The organism is Ruegeria sp. AI2 (assembly GCF_056541275.1).
The window spans coordinates 1,118,716-1,134,385 of record NZ_JBQFYB010000001.1 but is presented as its reverse complement, the minus strand read 5'-3'; the positions used below and the strand labels follow the sequence as shown (position 1 = coordinate 1,134,385).

Sequence of the window (15,670 nt, the reverse complement as noted above, 5' to 3'; positions counted from 1 at the left end):
AATCCTCAGATTGCAGGGTCACGTCGCTTGCCGCAACGCAGGCCCGGGTCTATCAAGAGCCAAACGCGGGGGTAAATCGGGCACATGCGAATTCTTCTTACCAATGACGACGGTATCAATGCCCCGGGCTTGATCACGCTAGAGGCGATTGCAGCTGAGCTGGCCGGACCGGATGGAGAGGTCTGGGTGGTCGCGCCCGCGTTTGAACAGTCCGGGGTCGGGCATTGCATCAGCTATACCCACCCGATGATGGTCGCCAAGCTGGGAGAGCGGCGCTTTGCTGCCGAAGGATCGCCTGCCGATTGTGTATTGGCAGGGCTTCACGACGTCATGTTGGATACCCCTCCCGATCTGGTTCTGTCCGGCGTGAACAGGGGCAACAACTCGGCTGAAAACACGTTGTATTCCGGTACGATCGGCGGCGCGATGGAAGCGGCATTGCAGGGCGTCCCAGCGATTGCCCTGTCGCAATATTTTGGCCCTCGCAACTTGGGCCTAGACGACCCGTTTGAGGCAGCCGCCCGGTATGGTGCAGATCTGGTGCGCCGGATTCTGGACGCAACTCCGGCAGAACAGGGTGACTACCGGCTGTTCTACAATGTGAATTTCCCACCGGTTCCGGCAGACGATGTTCTGGGCACGCGGATTGCGGCGCAGGGGTTTCGGCGCGATACGCGTTTTTCGGTCGAACCACACAGCTCGCCTTCAGGGCGGCGGTTCCTGTGGATCAAAGGCGGCTATCAGCACAATCCGACCGCACCCGGAACGGATGCGGCTGTTAATCTGGAAGGCTATATCTCGGTCACGCCGATGCGCGCTGACCTGACTGCACATGACATGCTGGAGGCATTGAAGGCGGTCGAATGAGCAGACTGGACCCTGAAACTGTAATGCAATTCCTGTTTGCCCTGCGCAAACGGGGGGTCACGGATGCGCGCGTGTTGGCTGCGATGGAGCAGGTGGACCGCGGTCGCTTTGTCACGGGCCTGTTCGCAGGGCGCGCTTACGAGGACATGCCGCTGCCGATTTCCTGCGGTCAGACGATCAGTCAACCCTCGGTCGTTGGTCTGATGACGCAGGCCCTGAACGTGAGGCCCCGGGACACGGTGCTCGAGATTGGAACCGGTTCGGGTTATCAGGCAGCTATCCTGTCCAAACTGGCCCGCCGGGTCTACACAGTGGAACGCCACAGGCGGTTGGTGAGCGAAACAAGCAAGCTGTTTGCCGACCTGGGCCTGACGAATATCACTTCGATGTTGTCGGATGGGTCATTTGGCCTGCCGGAACAAGCCCCTTTTGACCGGATCATTGTTACAGCCGCAGCCGAGGATCCTCCGGGCCCGCTCTTGGCGCAGCTGAAAATCGGGGGTATTATGGTTTTACCCGTGGGCCAGTCGGACGCGGTGCAGCAGTTGATCAAAGTGACGCGCACCGAAGATGGTCTGGACTATGACGAATTAACGTCTGTCCGTTTCGTGCCCCTTCTGGAGGGGCTTGGAAAGGACGAGGCGTAATAGGCTTAAAGAATTGGTCGCCGGAACTCCGGGTAACAGGGGCAGGCGTTGAGGACAGAATTATGAGAGCAGTATCCAAATCAGCAATGCGCCGCTGTGCGACCGGGGTGGCCGCTCTGGCCATTCTGGCCGGGTGCGAGGGGCCTCTGGATTATGACCTTCGCGGGCAGATCGGTGGATTTTCGACCACCAATGCAGCGCAATCCGCGACGGCATCCCGCCCGGCACCAGACAGCAGGGGTGTCATTACCTATCCGAACTACCAGGTGGTCGTGGCGCGCCGCGGCGATACGGTGCGGGACGTGGCAGCGCGGGTTGGCCTGCCCGAGGGCGAGCTTTCGCGTTTCAACGGCCTTCAGACAACGGACACGCTAAGAGAGGGTGAGGTTCTTGCACTGCCACGCACTGTTGGTGCTGGCAGCGGTGTGGACATCGCGTCGGTTGCCGGGTCTGCAATTGATCAGGTGCCGGCGTCGGGTTCGGTTCAGACCACAACACTGGAACCCGCGAAACCGGCACCAACACCCGCGCCGGTGTCAGCTGGGCCGGAGCCGGTCAGGCACAAGGTCAAGCGGGGTGAGACGGCCTATACAATCTCGCGCCTCTACCAGGTGCCGGTTGAATCTCTGGCGGAATGGAACGGGCTGGGATCTGATTTTACCGTGCGTGAAGGTCAGTACTTGTTGATTCCGGTCAAGAACCAGCCAGCGCCCCGGAAAAATGCGACTAGTGCCGCGCCCGTTCCCGCCACGGAGGTGACGGAACCGGGACAGGGATCACCGACGCCGACGCCACCCAGCGCTACGCAGCCCTTGCCGGACGAAAAAGTTGCGCCATTGGCCGAGGCCCCCGACGTGACCGCCGAAGCGCCAACTAATACGCGCACTTCCGCGCTGTCACTGCCGGTTGGCGGCACTATCATTCGCGGCTATGACAAGGGCAAGAATGAGGGCATCGACATCGCTGCCGCTCCGGGTACGTCGGTCACAGCTGCCGAAGCCGGTACGGTCGCGGCGATCACCGCGGACGCGGATCAGGTGCCGATCATTGTGGTCAAGCACAACAACGATCTTCTGACTGTCTATGCAAATGTCGACAAGATCACCGTCAAGAAAGGCGATAAGGTACGCCGTGGTCAGAAGCTGGCTCAACTGCGGGGCGGCGACAATGCCTATGTGCATTTCGAAGTCCGCAAAGGGTTCGAGTCCGTGGACCCGGAACCTTATCTGAAGTGAAGCTGGATGGCCCGTACCGGGCCATGCCTTCGGCGAGAGTATTTCTGAAAAGATGAAGCCTGTCAGACGTAAGGGTCATAGTCGCTCAGGCGCTTTCCAGGTTCGTCGGCGAAGATCTCCGGAAGGGGTGAAACAGCTTCGATCAGGTCGATTCGAAAAACACGAAATCCGTTGCGCAGTTCGCACCAGGCGGTAAGGGTCCAGACCCTCCCCCAGTATTCCATATGGAGCGGGCGGATGGTGCGTTCGGTCAAAACGCCGTCGATGCGGCGATAAGACAGGTGAAGTTTCTGACGTGATTTGATGGCTGCACGGATCGGTGCCATATGGGCAAGGCCCCTTGCGGCATCGGCAAACGGGTAGACCGCGAATTTCCAGCTGTCCGCCTCGGCCACGACCTGCGTTGGCAAAACAGCGTCGATCTTGTCGGCAAGCGATTGTGCGGCAGCCTTCAGGTCAGTATCCGCGGCCTCGGCCACGATGGCCATGCCAAGATTCAGCGCCTCAAGCTCGGCTGTGGTCAGGTTCAACGGGGGCAGGGTGATCTGCTCGCGCACCATGTAGCCGACACCGCGCTCACCCTCGACCGGAACGCCCGAAGCAACAAGCGTATCCATGTCGCGATAGATGGTGCGGACCGACACTTCAAGCCGGTCCGCAATGTCCTGCGCGCGGTGCAGTTTGCCATCGCGCAGGATCTGGATGATATCGAACAGGCGGTCAGTGCGGCGCATGACACGCCGTTCTGACTGCGTTTAGGCAGTCATGTTCCATAGGACTTTCTCGTGACGCATCTGGATACTATCGGGATTGATGACCGCCATCATGCCTGCCGCACATTCCTGTTGCGGAAACTGCGCAGCGGCGTCCTCTGCCGCTTTCAAATCGGTCCAGACAACATAATCGGTCCAGCGACCATCTTCGCCCTGGCTAAGCTGCCGATGGGCGAAGCCCGGCGCGCTGCGCACAAAGGCCTCAGAGGCCTGACTGAGTTTCACGAACTCTTCCGGCGTGGTGCCATTGGCCAGCGTGAAGGTGACGATTTCAGCAACGTGGGTCATTTAATTCTCCATTGACCTTGTTTCGATGCCAAAGCCCTAACGGATAACAACTGACATAAACCTGTCAGTTGAAAATTGCGACCCCTTAGGTTTCACGCGTTTTCCACAAATTTTGCCCGCAACCCGTTGCAGATCCCTTTTGAGACCAGCGATCGAGGCGTAAAGACTGAGTCAGTTCATGTTCCCGGCGCGCAAACGTGCCGATGAAAAAGGAGAGAAGACATGCTCAACAATATCGGCCTTCCTGGCCTGCTGCTGATCGCCGTTGTGGTTCTGGTTCTGTTCGGGCGCGGCAAGATCAGTTCGCTGATGGGCGAAGTTGGCAAAGGCATCACCGCGTTCAAGAAGGGCGTCAAGGACGGTTCGGAAGAGCTGGAAAAGGACGCTTCTGAGCTGGCCAAGGACGTCACACCTGAAACCGAGAAAGACAAGGCGTAAGCGCGGATGTTTGATCTGGGCTGGACCGAGCTTCTGGTCATCGGCATCGTTGCCCTGATCGTTGTGGGGCCAAAGGACCTGCCGGTGCTGTTCCGCAATGTCGGACGTTTTGTCGGCAAGGCACGCGGCATGGCGCGCGAGTTCAGCAGCGCCATGAACGAGGCTGCCGATCAGGCCGGAGTGAATGAGATCAAGAAAGGTCTCAACGCTGCCGTGAACCCTGTGGGATCGGCCATGGACGGTGTCAAGCAAGCCGCGCAGGAGATGGCGAAAAGCATCGATCCCACAAAGTTCGACCCTGACAGCGAAACGGGTAAACTAGCGGCCGAGCGGGCCGAGCAGGCCAAAAAGGTTCAGGCGTCAGCCGCCCGTGCCACCGCCGAGCGCAAGGCCAAGGAAGCAGCCGATGCGCTGGCCAAGGCAGAAGAGGCCGAAGCCGCGCTGAACACTGAAAGCAAGACATGAGCAAAACCGACGAGATTGACGATTCTTCGGCCCCGTTGATCGAACATCTGGCCGAACTGCGCACACGGCTGATCCATAGCGTTGTGGCGTTTCTGGTCGGTATGATCATCTGTTTTTCAGTGGCGACGCCGATCTTCAATTTCCTGACCAATCCCCTGTGTGACGTTCTGGCTGAGCGCGGGCAGGATTGTGGCCTGATCTTCATCTCCCCACAGGAAGGGTTCTTTGTTGCGATCAAGGTTTCCCTATTGGGTGGGTTCATTCTGGCGTTTCCCTATATCGGGATGCAGATGTGGCGCTTTGTAGCACCGGGCCTCTACAAGTCCGAGAAAAACGCGTTCCTGCCTTTCATGCTGGCTTCGCCCTTTATGTTTCTCCTGGGCGCAAGCTTTGCCTTCTACGTCGTCACGCCTCTGGCCTATGACTTTTTTCTCGGGTTCCAGCAATTCGGGGCTGAGGGTGAAGCCGTGGCCGACGGGGTCAACGCGGCACCGCTGAGTGTGGTGTTCCAGGGCTCAGCCCAGGAATATCTGAACCTGACGATCAAGTTCATCGTGGCCTTTGGGTTATGTTTCCAACTGCCGGTTCTCCTGACTCTCATGGGGAAGGCAGGACTGGTCAGTGCCGAGGGGCTGGGCGCTGTTCGTAAATATGCGGTGGTCGGCATTCTGGTTCTGGCCGCAGTCGTCACACCACCGGATGTCATCACACAAATCATTCTGTTTGTGGTGGTCTACGGCCTGTACGAGATTTCGATCTTCCTGGTCGCGCGAGTAGAAAAGAAACGCGAGGACCAGTTGCGCGCTGACGGTTATTACGATGATGAAGCGGAAGCGGATGATGACCTGATGCAGGAATTCGAAGACGACAAGTAAATCTGTCGACGAAAACAAAAGGGCGCGCCATCCATGGGCGCGCCTTTTTCTTTTGAAACTCTTGTTGTGCCAATTGGAACGTGCTTTGAACCCCTCAAGACAAAACCGGAGGCCCATATGGACGACCATGCCCTGAACCGTATCGCCGAGGCGTTGGAACGCATGGCACCGGCTCCTTTGGCGGCGCCTGATTTTGCCGTTGCTCCGGCATTTGTGTGGCATGTCGAGCCGGATCGACTGGAACCTGTTACACATGTCAACCGGGTCGATCTGGATCTCCTGGTCGGCATCAATCGCTCTCGCGACACGTTGATGGACAATACGCGCCGGTTTGCGGCAGGGTACAAGGCAAATAACGCGCTGCTCTGGGGTGCGCGGGGGATGGGAAAGTCCAGCCTTGTAAAGGCCGTGCACGGCTCTCTGAGCGCTGATTATGCCGACCTTAAACTGGTCGAATTGCAGCGCGAGGATATGGGGACGGTGGCGCGGTTGCTGAACCATCTGCGCGCAGCGCCCTACAGGTTCATACTGTTTTGCGATGACCTGTCGTTCAGCCACGATGACCAGCACTACAAATCTCTCAAGGCTGTTCTGGATGGTGGTATTGAAGGCAGGCCAGAGAATGTGGTCTTCTATGCCACTTCAAACCGTCGCCACCTGATGCCGCGGGATATGATCGAAAACGAACGCTCCAACGCCATCAATCCTTCCGAGGCGGTCGAAGAAAAAGTCTCGCTGTCGGATCGCTTCGGCCTGTGGCTTGGGTTCCATCCCTGTGATCAGGACGAGTATCTTGCGATGATCGACCGCTATTGCGCCGCCTATGGCGTTTCTGTTGATGCAGAGATCTTGCGCGCCGAGGCAATTGAGTGGCAAGCTACGCGCGGGTCGCGCTCTGGCCGTGTCGCCTGGCAATTCTTCGTCGATCTGGCCGGGCGCAACGGCGTTCATATCACCTGATCCAGGCTTCACCTGGCTGCAAATATCCCCGCCAGAGGCATGGCCCGTCAGGGCCATTTCCTAAAGCAGTGCCAGAATCCGCGCAGCTTCATCCTTGGTGCTGTTCAACACGCTCCGGTCTTCCCCGGGATGAAACCGCGCACGGACGGCCGTGGGCATCGGCGCGGGTTCGACAACCGAAACCCGCGGACCGGTGCGTTCGGTTTCGACGGCCCAGCTGCGGGCCAGAGCCATCTGCGCGGCCTTGGTGGCACCGTAGATTCCATAAAATTTCTCGCCAGCCTTGGGATCGTCAAAAAACACCGCATGGCCACTCTCGCCCAGAAGGGGTGAGACATAGGGGATCAGAACCGAGGTCGCGTTTGCATTTGTGTTGATCGCCTTGGCCCATTCCTTGGGGTCAACAAAATGCACTGGCGTCAGTGCTGATGTGTGGATGGCTGTGTGCATCCACAGGTCAACCTTGCCCCAACGGTCATGGATGCCACGACACAGGGTCGCCATGGCGTTTGGATCGGTGATGTCCATGGGGGCCAGAGTGGCTGACCCGCCCTTCGCCTTGATACGATCGTCCAGCTCTTCCAGCCCGCCGGTGGTCCGGGCGACGGCGACGATATGGTATTCAGGTGCCAGCGCTTCGGCCAGCGCAGCGCCCAACCCGCGAGAGGCCCCGGTGATAAGGGCGATTTTTGTCTGATCGGTCATGGCTGCGGTTTGAACCCCTGCGCGAGGGGCGTCAAGTCGCGATTAGCTTCCGGGAATGGCGATCCGCTTGGTCTGGCCGCTTTGTCGCAGCATGATGCCCTGTTCGTCGATTGCTATCACCGTACCCGAGGCGACACGGCTTCCGGGTTCAACCTCTTTCACGCGGCCCGATGACAGGCGTACCAAGGCGTGCAGTTCGGTTATGGGCCCGAACACCCCCAGAACAGAAACAGAGTTCTTGTTTAACGCGCCCTGCTGTGTGGCCGCGCTTTTGACATTGGTGTTTGACATGGTCCGTGGCCCGGCATGAGTTCCGAACCCCTTATTTCGAGTGAGTGGTTGCCGCCCGATACCAAAACGATCAGGTAAGCAAAAGACCCACACAGACTCCACGCTTCACGACGTAGCGACCCATTTGTTAGTCCCTGTGATCGTGCAAGAATCGCCGCCGGGTTGTGGCAGATTTCCACTCATCGGTGGAACAGTATAGATGCGAGCCACCCTGAATAGGGTTGTCCTATCTGCATGCCGAACGGTTTGATTCGCGGTCTGAACAGAAGCTGGACGTGCACTCGGTGGGCGGAGTCTTTCAGCCTGAGGCGAGTTTAGCCGCATTCCACGACCCGCCCGGAACTTGCATATCCGCGCGTTTCTGGCTGACGCGGCTGCTGTTTTCCAGACTGTCCAGGTAATCCGCGCTAACGCTGCCTGTAATGTAATTGCCATCAAAGCAGGAACAATCAAATCCCTGGATGTCCGGGTTGCCTTCCTGGGCCGCCCAGATCAGGTCCTCCAGATGCTGATAGAACAGTGCATCAGCGCCCAGCTCCTCACGGATCTCTTCGATCTCTTTGCCATTTGCGATCAGCTCGGCCTTGGTCGGCATATCGATGCCATAGACATTGGGGTATTTGACCGGCGGCGAGGCGCTGGCCACATAAACCTTCTTGGCCCCGGCGTCGCGGCACATCTGAACGATCTTTTTGATGGTGTTGCCGCGCACGATGGAATCGTCGATCAACAGAACGCTGTGGCCTTCGAATTCCAGCGGAACGGCGTTCAGCTTGCGGCGGACGGATTTCTGTCGCTCGGCCTGACCCGGCATGATGAAGGTACGCCCGACATAGCGGTTCTTCACCAACCCCTCGCGATAGGGGATGCCGGTGATTTTTGCCGCTTCCAGTGCCACGGGGCGGGCGCTGTCGGGTACGGGAATGATCCGGTCGATTTCCAGGCCCGAGTCCTGAATTTGTTTCGCCAGCGTCTGTCCCATGCGCATCTGGGTTTTATAAACCGAGACACCGTCCAGCAGTGAATCCGGACGTGCCAGATACACATACTCGAAGATACAGGGCGTCAGCTTGCCTTCGACGGCCTGAAACTCGTGCATGTTGCCTTTCAGGTCGATCAGGATGGCTTCGCCCGGGCGCAGATCGCGTAGCTTTTCAAAACTGTTGATGCCAAAGGCTACGTCTTCCGAAGCAAAGGCATAATCGTCCCCTTGACCGTCGACATTGCGTTTTGCGACCGAAAGGGGCCGAATGCCAAATGGGTCGCGGAACGCCAGCATGCCAACACCTGCCACCAGACAGATGACTGAATAGGCGCCCTGAACCCGCTCCATCGTCATCTTCACACCGGCAAAGATGTTTCGGATCGGATCCGAATTGCCGTTCACCTTGATGGCGTCAGCCACTTTGTCGGCCAGCACGTTCAGCAGGATTTCCGAATCCGATGTGGTGCGCAGGTGACGACTGTATTTCCCGGTCACTTTCTCGCGCTGTTCCGCTGTGTTGGTGATGTTGCCGTTGTGAACAAGATAGATACCGTAGGGTGCGTTCACGAAGAAAGGTTGTGCTTCGGCCGCGCTGAGTGATCCGGCCGTGGGATAACGAACATGCCCCATGCCGACATGGCCCAAAAGGGTTTCAGCATCCTGGGCGTTGAACACGTCCTTGACCAGACCATTGGCTTTCTTTTCCCGGAAGAATTCGCCGTTGTAGGTCACGATCCCCGAGGCATCCTGACCCCGGTGCTGCAACATCAGCAACCCGTCATAGATCTCCGCAAAGACATCATGTGTCCGGCTTGCGATTCCTAAAATCCCACACATCTAAGGGGCTCCAACTTCTATGACGATTTCATTCGAGGATTGGCCACAGTTCGGCACCGGACTTTCTGCATCTTCAAAGCGAAAATGTTCGCTACACAGGAACAAGACACCGTTAGGGCGACCATCACTGCGATCAGCGCGCATTCATACAGAAAGGACAAGATCGGTGGCTCCGATTCCGTGGCGGGTTGGCCCCCACATAATGCCTATTGGCGTGGCTGTCATCAAAGGATCACAATAGCCAAATGCCGCAGGCCAAGTTTACGCATGTCGACGTAGAAAAACGAAGATGGTGACATGCGCAAACATATGTGCTGTCATGCATTTGATTGCATACATTAACTGCTAAAACTCAGCACCTCGGGGGGACCTGAATGTGGCAGCATAAACCTCCTCACAAGAACCAGGAACGGATCAGGCAGCGGTGCCATCGGTGCCGAGGATTGGGGCGCGCGTCGTGCCAGATCTGTAACGGAGCGGGTGAGATCGCCAAAAGCAGAGATATCTTTGGAAAACCGATTTTCAGTCGATGTGACGGATGCTTTGGCTTGAAAACAATCCGCTGCACCGTGTGCGGTGGCGAGGGGTTTGTCTGATCTGCAACAAAAAAGCCCGGCAGGGCCGGGCTTTCATGAATTGGTGATCTGCCTCTATCAGCCGTTGGAAGGTGCAGTTGTTGCCGGTTCAGCGTTTCCTGCCGTGCAACTGGCGACCAGCTGTTCATACTGAGTCGTAACCCACCCCAGAGCCGCCTCGGGGTTTTGTTCCTCAATCTGGCCGCTGAACTGTTCAAACACCTTGGCCGACCGGCTTTCATCAACAATTGTGTAAGACTGGCCGGTCATGACGGTGTCGTAAACGAAGAATGCGATCGCAACCAGAAGAATGCCACGAGCGATGCCGAAGAACAGCCCCAGAGCCTGATCCAGACCGCCAAGGGCCGAGCGCTGGACCAGTGATGAAAACAGCGGTGTGAAGATACTGACGACGATCAGCGCCACCGCAAAGACCGCTGCAAACCCGGTGATCACGGACAGTTCGCAACTGTCACGCAGGAAATCTCCGACGACCGGGATTTCCTTGACCAGAGGTACAGCCTGCGGGGCGAAGATGAACGCCAGAACGGCCGCCGCAACCCAACCCGCGATGGCCAGAACTTCGCGCATGAACCCACGCGAGTAGGCCAGCAAGCCTGACAGCACGATGATCAGGGCAACCACCCCGTCGATTATAGTAAAACCTTCCATGGCCCTCGCCTGTTCTTTTTCTGCCCCTCAAGGCGCGACTTTAACCTGCTCCGAAGGTTTCGCCAACAAACCCCACCAAATCTGAGGGTCGGGTGAGTGTCAGACCTGCCACAGTACCGGTTTTGCCACCTGCCGGAGCTATTGCCGCTGTGAAACCAAGTTTTTGTGCTTCTTTCAACCTGTTTTCTGTCTGCGGAGCCGGTCTAAGTGCCCCGGATAGCGAGATTTCCCCGAAAACGACGGTGTCTGCGGGCAGGGCTGTGTCCTCGCGCGCGCTGAGCAGTGCGGCAGCAACGGCCAGATCGGCGGCGGGTTCACTGACTTTCAACCCGCCGGCCACGTTCAGATAGACGTCGAGACCCGCAAAAGGAATGCCGCAACGCGCTTCGAGCACGGCAAGGATCATCGCCAGCCGCCCACTATCCCAGCCGACGACGGTGCGGCGGGGTTGCGAATGGGGGGACGGGGCGACAAGGGCCTGCAATTCGACCAGAACGGGCCGAGTGCCCTCAATCCCGGCAAAGACGGCAGAGCCAGGGCTGGGCGTACCGCGTTCCGACAGGAACAGAGCGGAGGGGTTGGTGACCTGCGCCAGCCCTTTGCCTGTCATCTCGAATACGCCAATTTCGTCGGCGGGACCAAAGCGGTTCTTGACCGCCCGCAGAATACGAAACTGATGGCCGCGCTCGCCCTCGAAATACAGCACCGTATCGACCATGTGTTCGACAACACGTGGGCCTGCGATCTGGCCTTCCTTGGTGACGTGTCCGACCATGATGATCGACACGCCGTGCCGTTTCGCAAAGGTGGTCAATTCATGAGCAGCCGCCCGGACTTGCGACACGGACCCCGGCGCGCTGTCGACATTGTCGGCCCACATGGTCTGGATCGAGTCGATGATCGCCAGACCGGGTTTCTCGGCTTCAAGCGTGGTAAGAATGTCGCGCAGGTTGGTTTCGGCAGCAAGTTGCACCGGCGCATTTTCCAGCCCAAGGCGGCGCGCCCGCATGCGAACCTGCGCACTGGCTTCTTCACCCGAGACATAGATCGTCTTGACGCCAGCACGGGCAAATCGGGCAGCCGCTTGCAGCAGCAGGGTGGATTTACCGATGCCGGGGTCGCCGCCCACCAACAGGGCAGATGCGGGAACAAGCCCGCCACCAAGCACCCGGTCCAACTCTTCCACTCCGCAGAGTGTGCGGGGTGGCGGGGTTTCCTCGGTCGACAGATCGGTGAGCGTCATCGACCGTCCGCGTTTCGAGCCCAGCGATTTCTTGGCTGGGCCTGCCGACAGAGGTACGTCCTGGATGATCGAGTTCCACTCGCCGCATCCGTCGCAGCGGCCCGACCAGCGGGAATGGGATGCGCCGCAGGCGGAGCAAGAGAAGGTTGGTTTTGCCATGACGTCTTGGTGCCCGAGGACGGACGGTTCTTCAAGCCCTTGCTGGGCTTTCCTCGTTGTCAGCGCCCTATGTCCGAGCGATGGTTTTGCATTGGCGTTCGGTGAGAATGCCCAAAGCGATGGAGGCAAGGATGCAGACGGTGAACAGGTAAAGACCCCATGCGGTCTCAACAGTGGCGTAAGAGATGCCTTTGGCCAGCGTTATGTAAAGCGCGATCAGGAAGATATCCGCCATCGCCAGCTTGCCAAGGATGTTGAGCGCAGGCTGCACCCGGGCATCCAGCAGGTTCCACTGGATCAGGGCGGTGCCGATGGTTTTGATGTAGGGCGCGAAAAGGGCAAAAATGGTGACGATCAGCGCGAGGAAGACGTCGGATTTCCAAAGCGACTGGAGGCCGGTGATGACGCTGATTTCGCTAAGGCCAAAGATCGGCAGAAACCCTGCGCGCATCAGCGGGGCGAACCACGCGATGGGGTAGAGGATCAGGAGGGAGAGGGTGGCGAGGCGGAGGGTCATATTTACTTTTTAGGTGTTCCGCCGCCAATCGGGCGACGCGTTTCAGTTATGTGTTAGCTTAATTCAAGAATTCAAACTCGTTTTTGTCAGTGGGGAGAAGTCAAATGCCAGCTTTTGTGGCTTTCAAGTCAATTGTTGATCCTTCGGATTGCGATTTTCTGGGGCATATGAATGTCTCGCGATACTTTGCGGCTTGCTCAGATTCGGTGTTTGCTATCCAATCGGAGATGGGACTGAACGCAGACGATATGCGTTCGGGACGGAAGCTCTCATTTGCGGTCGTACATGCGGAGAGTAGTTTCCTCGCCGAACTTCGAGCGGGGGAGGCAATTCAGATGGAGAGTGAGGTACTAGAAATAGGCGGAAAGTCGGTCACCTTCCGACACAGATTGCTGCGCTCTGCCGACAGAAAAACTGTATTCTCAACAGTGTTCAAATGCGTCTTGTTAAATCTCGAAACTCGAAAAGCCGAATTGCTTCCAGATGAGGTTGTCGCAAGCGCGAAAAACTGGCTAGTGAGTGAGGAGGATTAGCGCACCGCCTCAATCGGCCCCTCGGCGCTCCCGCTGATAAACTGTTCCACATAAGGATCACCCGAGGCATCCATCTGACCGACCGGGCCGGTCCACTGGATCACGCCTCCGTGCAGCATGGCAACGTTGTCGGCAATCGCGCGGACCGAGCTCATGTCGTGGGTGATGGTCATCGCGGTGGCGCCCATCTCGGTCACGATTTCGCGGATCAGGTCGTTGATGACGCCGGACATGATCGGGTCGAGGCCGGTGGTGGGTTCGTCAAAAAAGATAATCTCAGGCTCGGCGGCGATGGCGCGGGCAAGGCCCACGCGTTTTTGCATCCCGCCTGACAGTTCTGCCGGAAAACGGTCGGCCACGTCGGATTTCAGGCCCACGCGGCGCAGTTTTTCGATGGCGATCTCGCGCGCTTCCTCGGTTGGACGTTTCAAGGATCCACGCAGCAGGCGAAAGGCGACGTTCTGCCAGACGGTCAGCGAGTCGAACAGAGCACCGCCCTGAAACAACATTCCAAACCTGGCCAGAAACGCATCCCTGTCACCGGATTGTGCATCTTTGCCGTCCACGTAGATCACGCCACTGTCAGGGTGGATCAAGCCCAGAATGCACTTCAATGCCACCGACTTGCCGGTGCCCGAGCCGCCAATGATCACCATTGAGGTGCCTTTGGGAATCTCAAGGTTCATGCCTTGCAACACACGGTTATCGCCAAAGGCTTTATGTACGTTCTCCATCCGGATCATAGCGAGAAGAACACCCCTGTGAGAACAAAGTTTGCGGCGAGGATCAACACGGCTGCGGCCTCGACCGACCCTTTGGTAGCGCGACCGACACCCTGTGCGCCACGGCCCGAGTTCATGCCGTAATAGCAACCCATGATAGCCGCGATCACGCCAAAGGCCGCGCCTTTGACCAGAGACGATACAATGTCGCGCATCTCAAGGAAATCGACCGTGTTTTTCAGATACGCCGCCGGGTTGAAGCCCAGATTCTGCGTAGCGACAGTGTACCCGCCCGCAATCCCGATAACGTCACCTACGGCGACCAGTGCAGGCACGGTGATCAGCGCGGCCAGCACACGTGGAGCAGTAAGGTATTTCATCGGATGGGTCGACAGCGTGACCAGAGCGTCGATTTGTTCGGTCACTTTCATCGTGGCGATCTCGGCCGCGATGGACGAGGTCACACGCGCGGCGATCATCAGGCCGACCAGAACCGGGCCAAGTTCGCGCACCATGCCGATGGCGACGATCTGGGGCACCACCGCCTCGGCGTTAAACCGTGCACCGCCCGCATAGATTTGCAAAGCCAACGCGCCGCCGGTGAAAATGGCGGTCAGGCCGACGACGGGCAGGGACAGCCAGCCGATATTCAGCAGGGCCATCCCGAATTCACGCGGATAGAAGGGTGGGCGCAGGATATGCGACACTGCATCAAGCGCGAACAGGGCCACCCGGCCAAAGGCCGCAAGCAGGCCCAGCACGGTGCGGCCCAGCCCGCCCAGCGCGCTGATTGGGTTCATTCCACGTAGCCCCGCGAATAGCGATTGCCCATGGATGTCAGGATTTCATAGCCAATCGTACCAGCGGCCTCGGCCAGATCATCAACGGTTTGATGACCATTGAGAATGCGCAGACGCTCCGGGTCCTTAGGTAAGTCTGTGACGTCCACGGTGATCAGGTCCATCGAGATACGTCCAACAACCGGGCAGGGTTGGTCGCCCGCAAATGTGTCGATGCCGCCGCCAATGGCGCGATGCAGGCCATCTGCATATCCGGCAGCAACGGTGGCGATCCGGGACGGCCGACGCGCCACCCAGGTGTTTCCATAACCCACGGTCTCGCCCACGGCCAACTTGCGCACCTGAATGACAGGAAGGTCGACGGTTACAACGGGTTTTGCACCGGCAAAGGGCATGCCGCCGTAAAGGCCGATGCCCGGGCGGCAGAAATCGAAATGAAACTCAGGCCCCAAAAGCATCCCGCCCGTCGCCGCCAGAGACCGCGGCGCGGCGACCCCATCAGTCATCTCGCGGAAGATTTTCAGTTGTTGCTGGTTCATCGGGTGGTCCGGCTCGTCCGAGCAAGCCAGATGAGACATGATGAGCGCCGGGTTCAAGGCTTCGGCCTTGGAACGCAACTCAGCCCAGTCGGCAGGTTCAAGACCAAGCCGGTTCATGCCACTGTCCAGTTGGATACCAAACGGGTGGTCGGGCAGGGCCTCTGTGTGGCGTTGAAACTGTTCCGGCGAGTTGATCAGCGGTATCAGGTCGTTGCCGCGCAGCAGGTCGGCATCGCCTTCCATATGTCCCGAAAAAACGAAAATCACCGGGCCGGGGCCAACTGCCTCGCGAACGGTTGCGCCTTCTTCTGCGGCAGCCACGAAAAACTTGCGAACACCTTCTTCTGCCAACGTGTCGCTGACAGGTCCTGCGCCCAACCCATAGGCATCTGCCTTGACCACGGCGCCGGTTTCGACCCCGGTTTTCGCGTCGAGTGCCCGCCAGTTTCTGGCGAGGGCCTGAAGATTGATCGTCAAACGTGCAGTACTCATGGGACTGTTCATGACATTGCGCCGTCCAAGGTCAAGAGGGAAAGGGCTTTTT

Annotated in this window: 19 protein-coding genes; 8 read left to right on the top strand and 11 right to left on the bottom strand. The window is 58.4% G+C overall.

Annotated features, from left to right (window positions below):
• Positions 1–84 precede the first annotated feature (84 nt).
• From surE to ACR0LL_RS05675, 3 genes are all read left to right on the top strand, one after another.
• Positions 85–867 (top strand): 5'/3'-nucleotidase SurE, encoded by a 783-nt coding sequence (gene surE, locus ACR0LL_RS05685; protein ID WP_267364192.1) that lies wholly within the window; start codon positions 85–87, stop codon positions 865–867.
• Positions 864–1,514, top strand: a complete 651-nt coding sequence (locus tag ACR0LL_RS05680) for a protein-L-isoaspartate(D-aspartate) O-methyltransferase (protein ID WP_480584619.1) — start codon at positions 864–866, stop codon at positions 1,512–1,514. The genes surE and ACR0LL_RS05680 overlap by 4 nt, the downstream gene beginning before the upstream one ends.
• A 62-nt stretch (positions 1,515–1,576) precedes the next feature.
• Positions 1,577–2,749 (top strand): peptidoglycan DD-metalloendopeptidase family protein, encoded by a 1,173-nt coding sequence (locus ACR0LL_RS05675; RefSeq protein WP_480584617.1) that lies wholly within the window; start codon positions 1,577–1,579, stop codon positions 2,747–2,749.
• Between the two features lie 62 nt (positions 2,750–2,811).
• On the opposite strand, the gene ACR0LL_RS05670 is transcribed toward ACR0LL_RS05675, so the two are convergent.
• Positions 2,812–3,483 carry a helix-turn-helix transcriptional regulator gene (locus ACR0LL_RS05670; protein WP_267364189.1) on the bottom strand — a complete coding sequence of 224 codons (672 nt, stop codon included), beginning with the start codon at positions 3,481–3,483 and terminating at the stop codon, positions 2,812–2,814.
• A 21-nt stretch (positions 3,484–3,504) separates the two neighbouring features.
• A complete protein-coding gene (locus ACR0LL_RS05665; protein WP_267364188.1) occupies positions 3,505–3,810 on the bottom strand; it encodes a hypothetical protein in 306 nt (101 codons plus the stop codon).
• 222 nt (positions 3,811–4,032) lie between these two features.
• On the opposite strand from ACR0LL_RS05665, the gene ACR0LL_RS05660 reads away from it, so the two are divergent.
• The 4 genes from ACR0LL_RS05660 (at position 4,033) to ACR0LL_RS05645 (ending at position 6,548) form a co-directional block, all read left to right on the top strand.
• Positions 4,033–4,248 carry a twin-arginine translocase TatA/TatE family subunit gene (locus ACR0LL_RS05660; protein WP_209503727.1) on the top strand — a complete coding sequence of 72 codons (216 nt, stop codon included), beginning with the start codon at positions 4,033–4,035 and terminating at the stop codon, positions 4,246–4,248.
• Positions 4,249–4,254: 6 nt separating this feature from the next.
• Entirely contained in the window at positions 4,255–4,713 is a 459-nt protein-coding gene (gene tatB, locus ACR0LL_RS05655) for a Sec-independent protein translocase protein TatB (protein WP_267364187.1), read from the top strand.
• The gene (gene tatC, locus ACR0LL_RS05650; protein WP_267364186.1) at positions 4,710–5,588 is read left to right on the top strand and encodes a twin-arginine translocase subunit TatC; all 879 of its coding nucleotides are present in this window, start codon (positions 4,710–4,712) and stop codon (positions 5,586–5,588) included. The genes tatB and tatC overlap by 4 nt, the downstream gene beginning before the upstream one ends.
• A 117-nt stretch (positions 5,589–5,705) precedes the next feature.
• Positions 5,706–6,548, top strand: coding sequence for an ATP-binding protein (locus ACR0LL_RS05645; RefSeq protein WP_480584615.1), 843 nt, complete (start codon positions 5,706–5,708; stop codon positions 6,546–6,548).
• A 60-nt stretch (positions 6,549–6,608) separates the two neighbouring features.
• On the opposite strand, the gene ACR0LL_RS05640 is transcribed toward ACR0LL_RS05645, so the two are convergent.
• The 6 genes from ACR0LL_RS05640 to ACR0LL_RS05615 all read right to left on the bottom strand — a co-directional run bounded on the left by ACR0LL_RS05640 (position 6,609) and on the right by ACR0LL_RS05615 (position 12,532).
• Positions 6,609–7,253, bottom strand: coding sequence for an SDR family NAD(P)-dependent oxidoreductase (locus ACR0LL_RS05640; protein ID WP_267364183.1), 645 nt, complete (start codon positions 7,251–7,253; stop codon positions 6,609–6,611).
• 42 nt (positions 7,254–7,295) lie between these two features.
• Positions 7,296–7,544, bottom strand: a complete 249-nt coding sequence (locus ACR0LL_RS05635; protein WP_480584613.1) for a hypothetical protein — start codon at positions 7,542–7,544, stop codon at positions 7,296–7,298.
• Between the two features lie 298 nt (positions 7,545–7,842).
• Complete coding sequence (purF, locus tag ACR0LL_RS05630; protein ID WP_480480629.1) at positions 7,843–9,366, bottom strand: amidophosphoribosyltransferase; 1,524 nt, start codon at positions 9,364–9,366, stop codon at positions 7,843–7,845.
• A 653-nt stretch (positions 9,367–10,019) separates the two neighbouring features.
• On the bottom strand, positions 10,020–10,613 hold the full coding sequence (locus tag ACR0LL_RS05625) for a CvpA family protein (RefSeq protein ID WP_267364181.1): 594 nt from the start codon (positions 10,611–10,613) through the stop codon (positions 10,020–10,022).
• 40 nt (positions 10,614–10,653) lie between these two features.
• Positions 10,654–12,015, bottom strand: a complete 1,362-nt coding sequence (gene radA / locus ACR0LL_RS05620; protein ID WP_480584611.1) for a DNA repair protein RadA — start codon at positions 12,013–12,015, stop codon at positions 10,654–10,656.
• Between the two features lie 67 nt (positions 12,016–12,082).
• The gene (locus ACR0LL_RS05615; RefSeq protein ID WP_480584609.1) at positions 12,083–12,532 is read right to left on the bottom strand and encodes a paraquat-inducible protein A; all 450 of its coding nucleotides are present in this window, start codon (positions 12,530–12,532) and stop codon (positions 12,083–12,085) included.
• Positions 12,533–12,636: 104 nt separating this feature from the next.
• Here ACR0LL_RS05615 and ACR0LL_RS05610 point away from each other — a divergent pair, with 104 nt between their 5' ends.
• On the top strand, positions 12,637–13,065 hold the full coding sequence (locus tag ACR0LL_RS05610) for an acyl-CoA thioesterase (protein ID WP_480584607.1): 429 nt from the start codon (positions 12,637–12,639) through the stop codon (positions 13,063–13,065).
• Here the strand turns inward: ACR0LL_RS05610 and ACR0LL_RS05605 are convergent.
• From ACR0LL_RS05605 to alr, 3 genes are read right to left on the bottom strand one after another with little or no spacing between them, the layout of a single operon-like run.
• Positions 13,062–13,808, bottom strand: coding sequence for an ABC transporter ATP-binding protein (locus tag ACR0LL_RS05605; protein ID WP_480584605.1), 747 nt, complete (start codon positions 13,806–13,808; stop codon positions 13,062–13,064). The two genes, ACR0LL_RS05610 and ACR0LL_RS05605, sit on opposite strands and share 4 nt — an antisense overlap.
• Positions 13,805–14,587 carry an MlaE family ABC transporter permease gene (locus tag ACR0LL_RS05600; protein ID WP_209503739.1) on the bottom strand — a complete coding sequence of 261 codons (783 nt, stop codon included), beginning with the start codon at positions 14,585–14,587 and terminating at the stop codon, positions 13,805–13,807. Before ACR0LL_RS05600 ends, ACR0LL_RS05605 begins: the two co-directional genes overlap by 4 nt.
• Positions 14,584–15,618, bottom strand: coding sequence for an alanine racemase (gene alr / locus ACR0LL_RS05595; RefSeq protein ID WP_480584603.1), 1,035 nt, complete (start codon positions 15,616–15,618; stop codon positions 14,584–14,586). The genes ACR0LL_RS05600 and alr overlap by 4 nt, the downstream gene beginning before the upstream one ends.
• Positions 15,619–15,670: the final 52 nt, after the last annotated feature.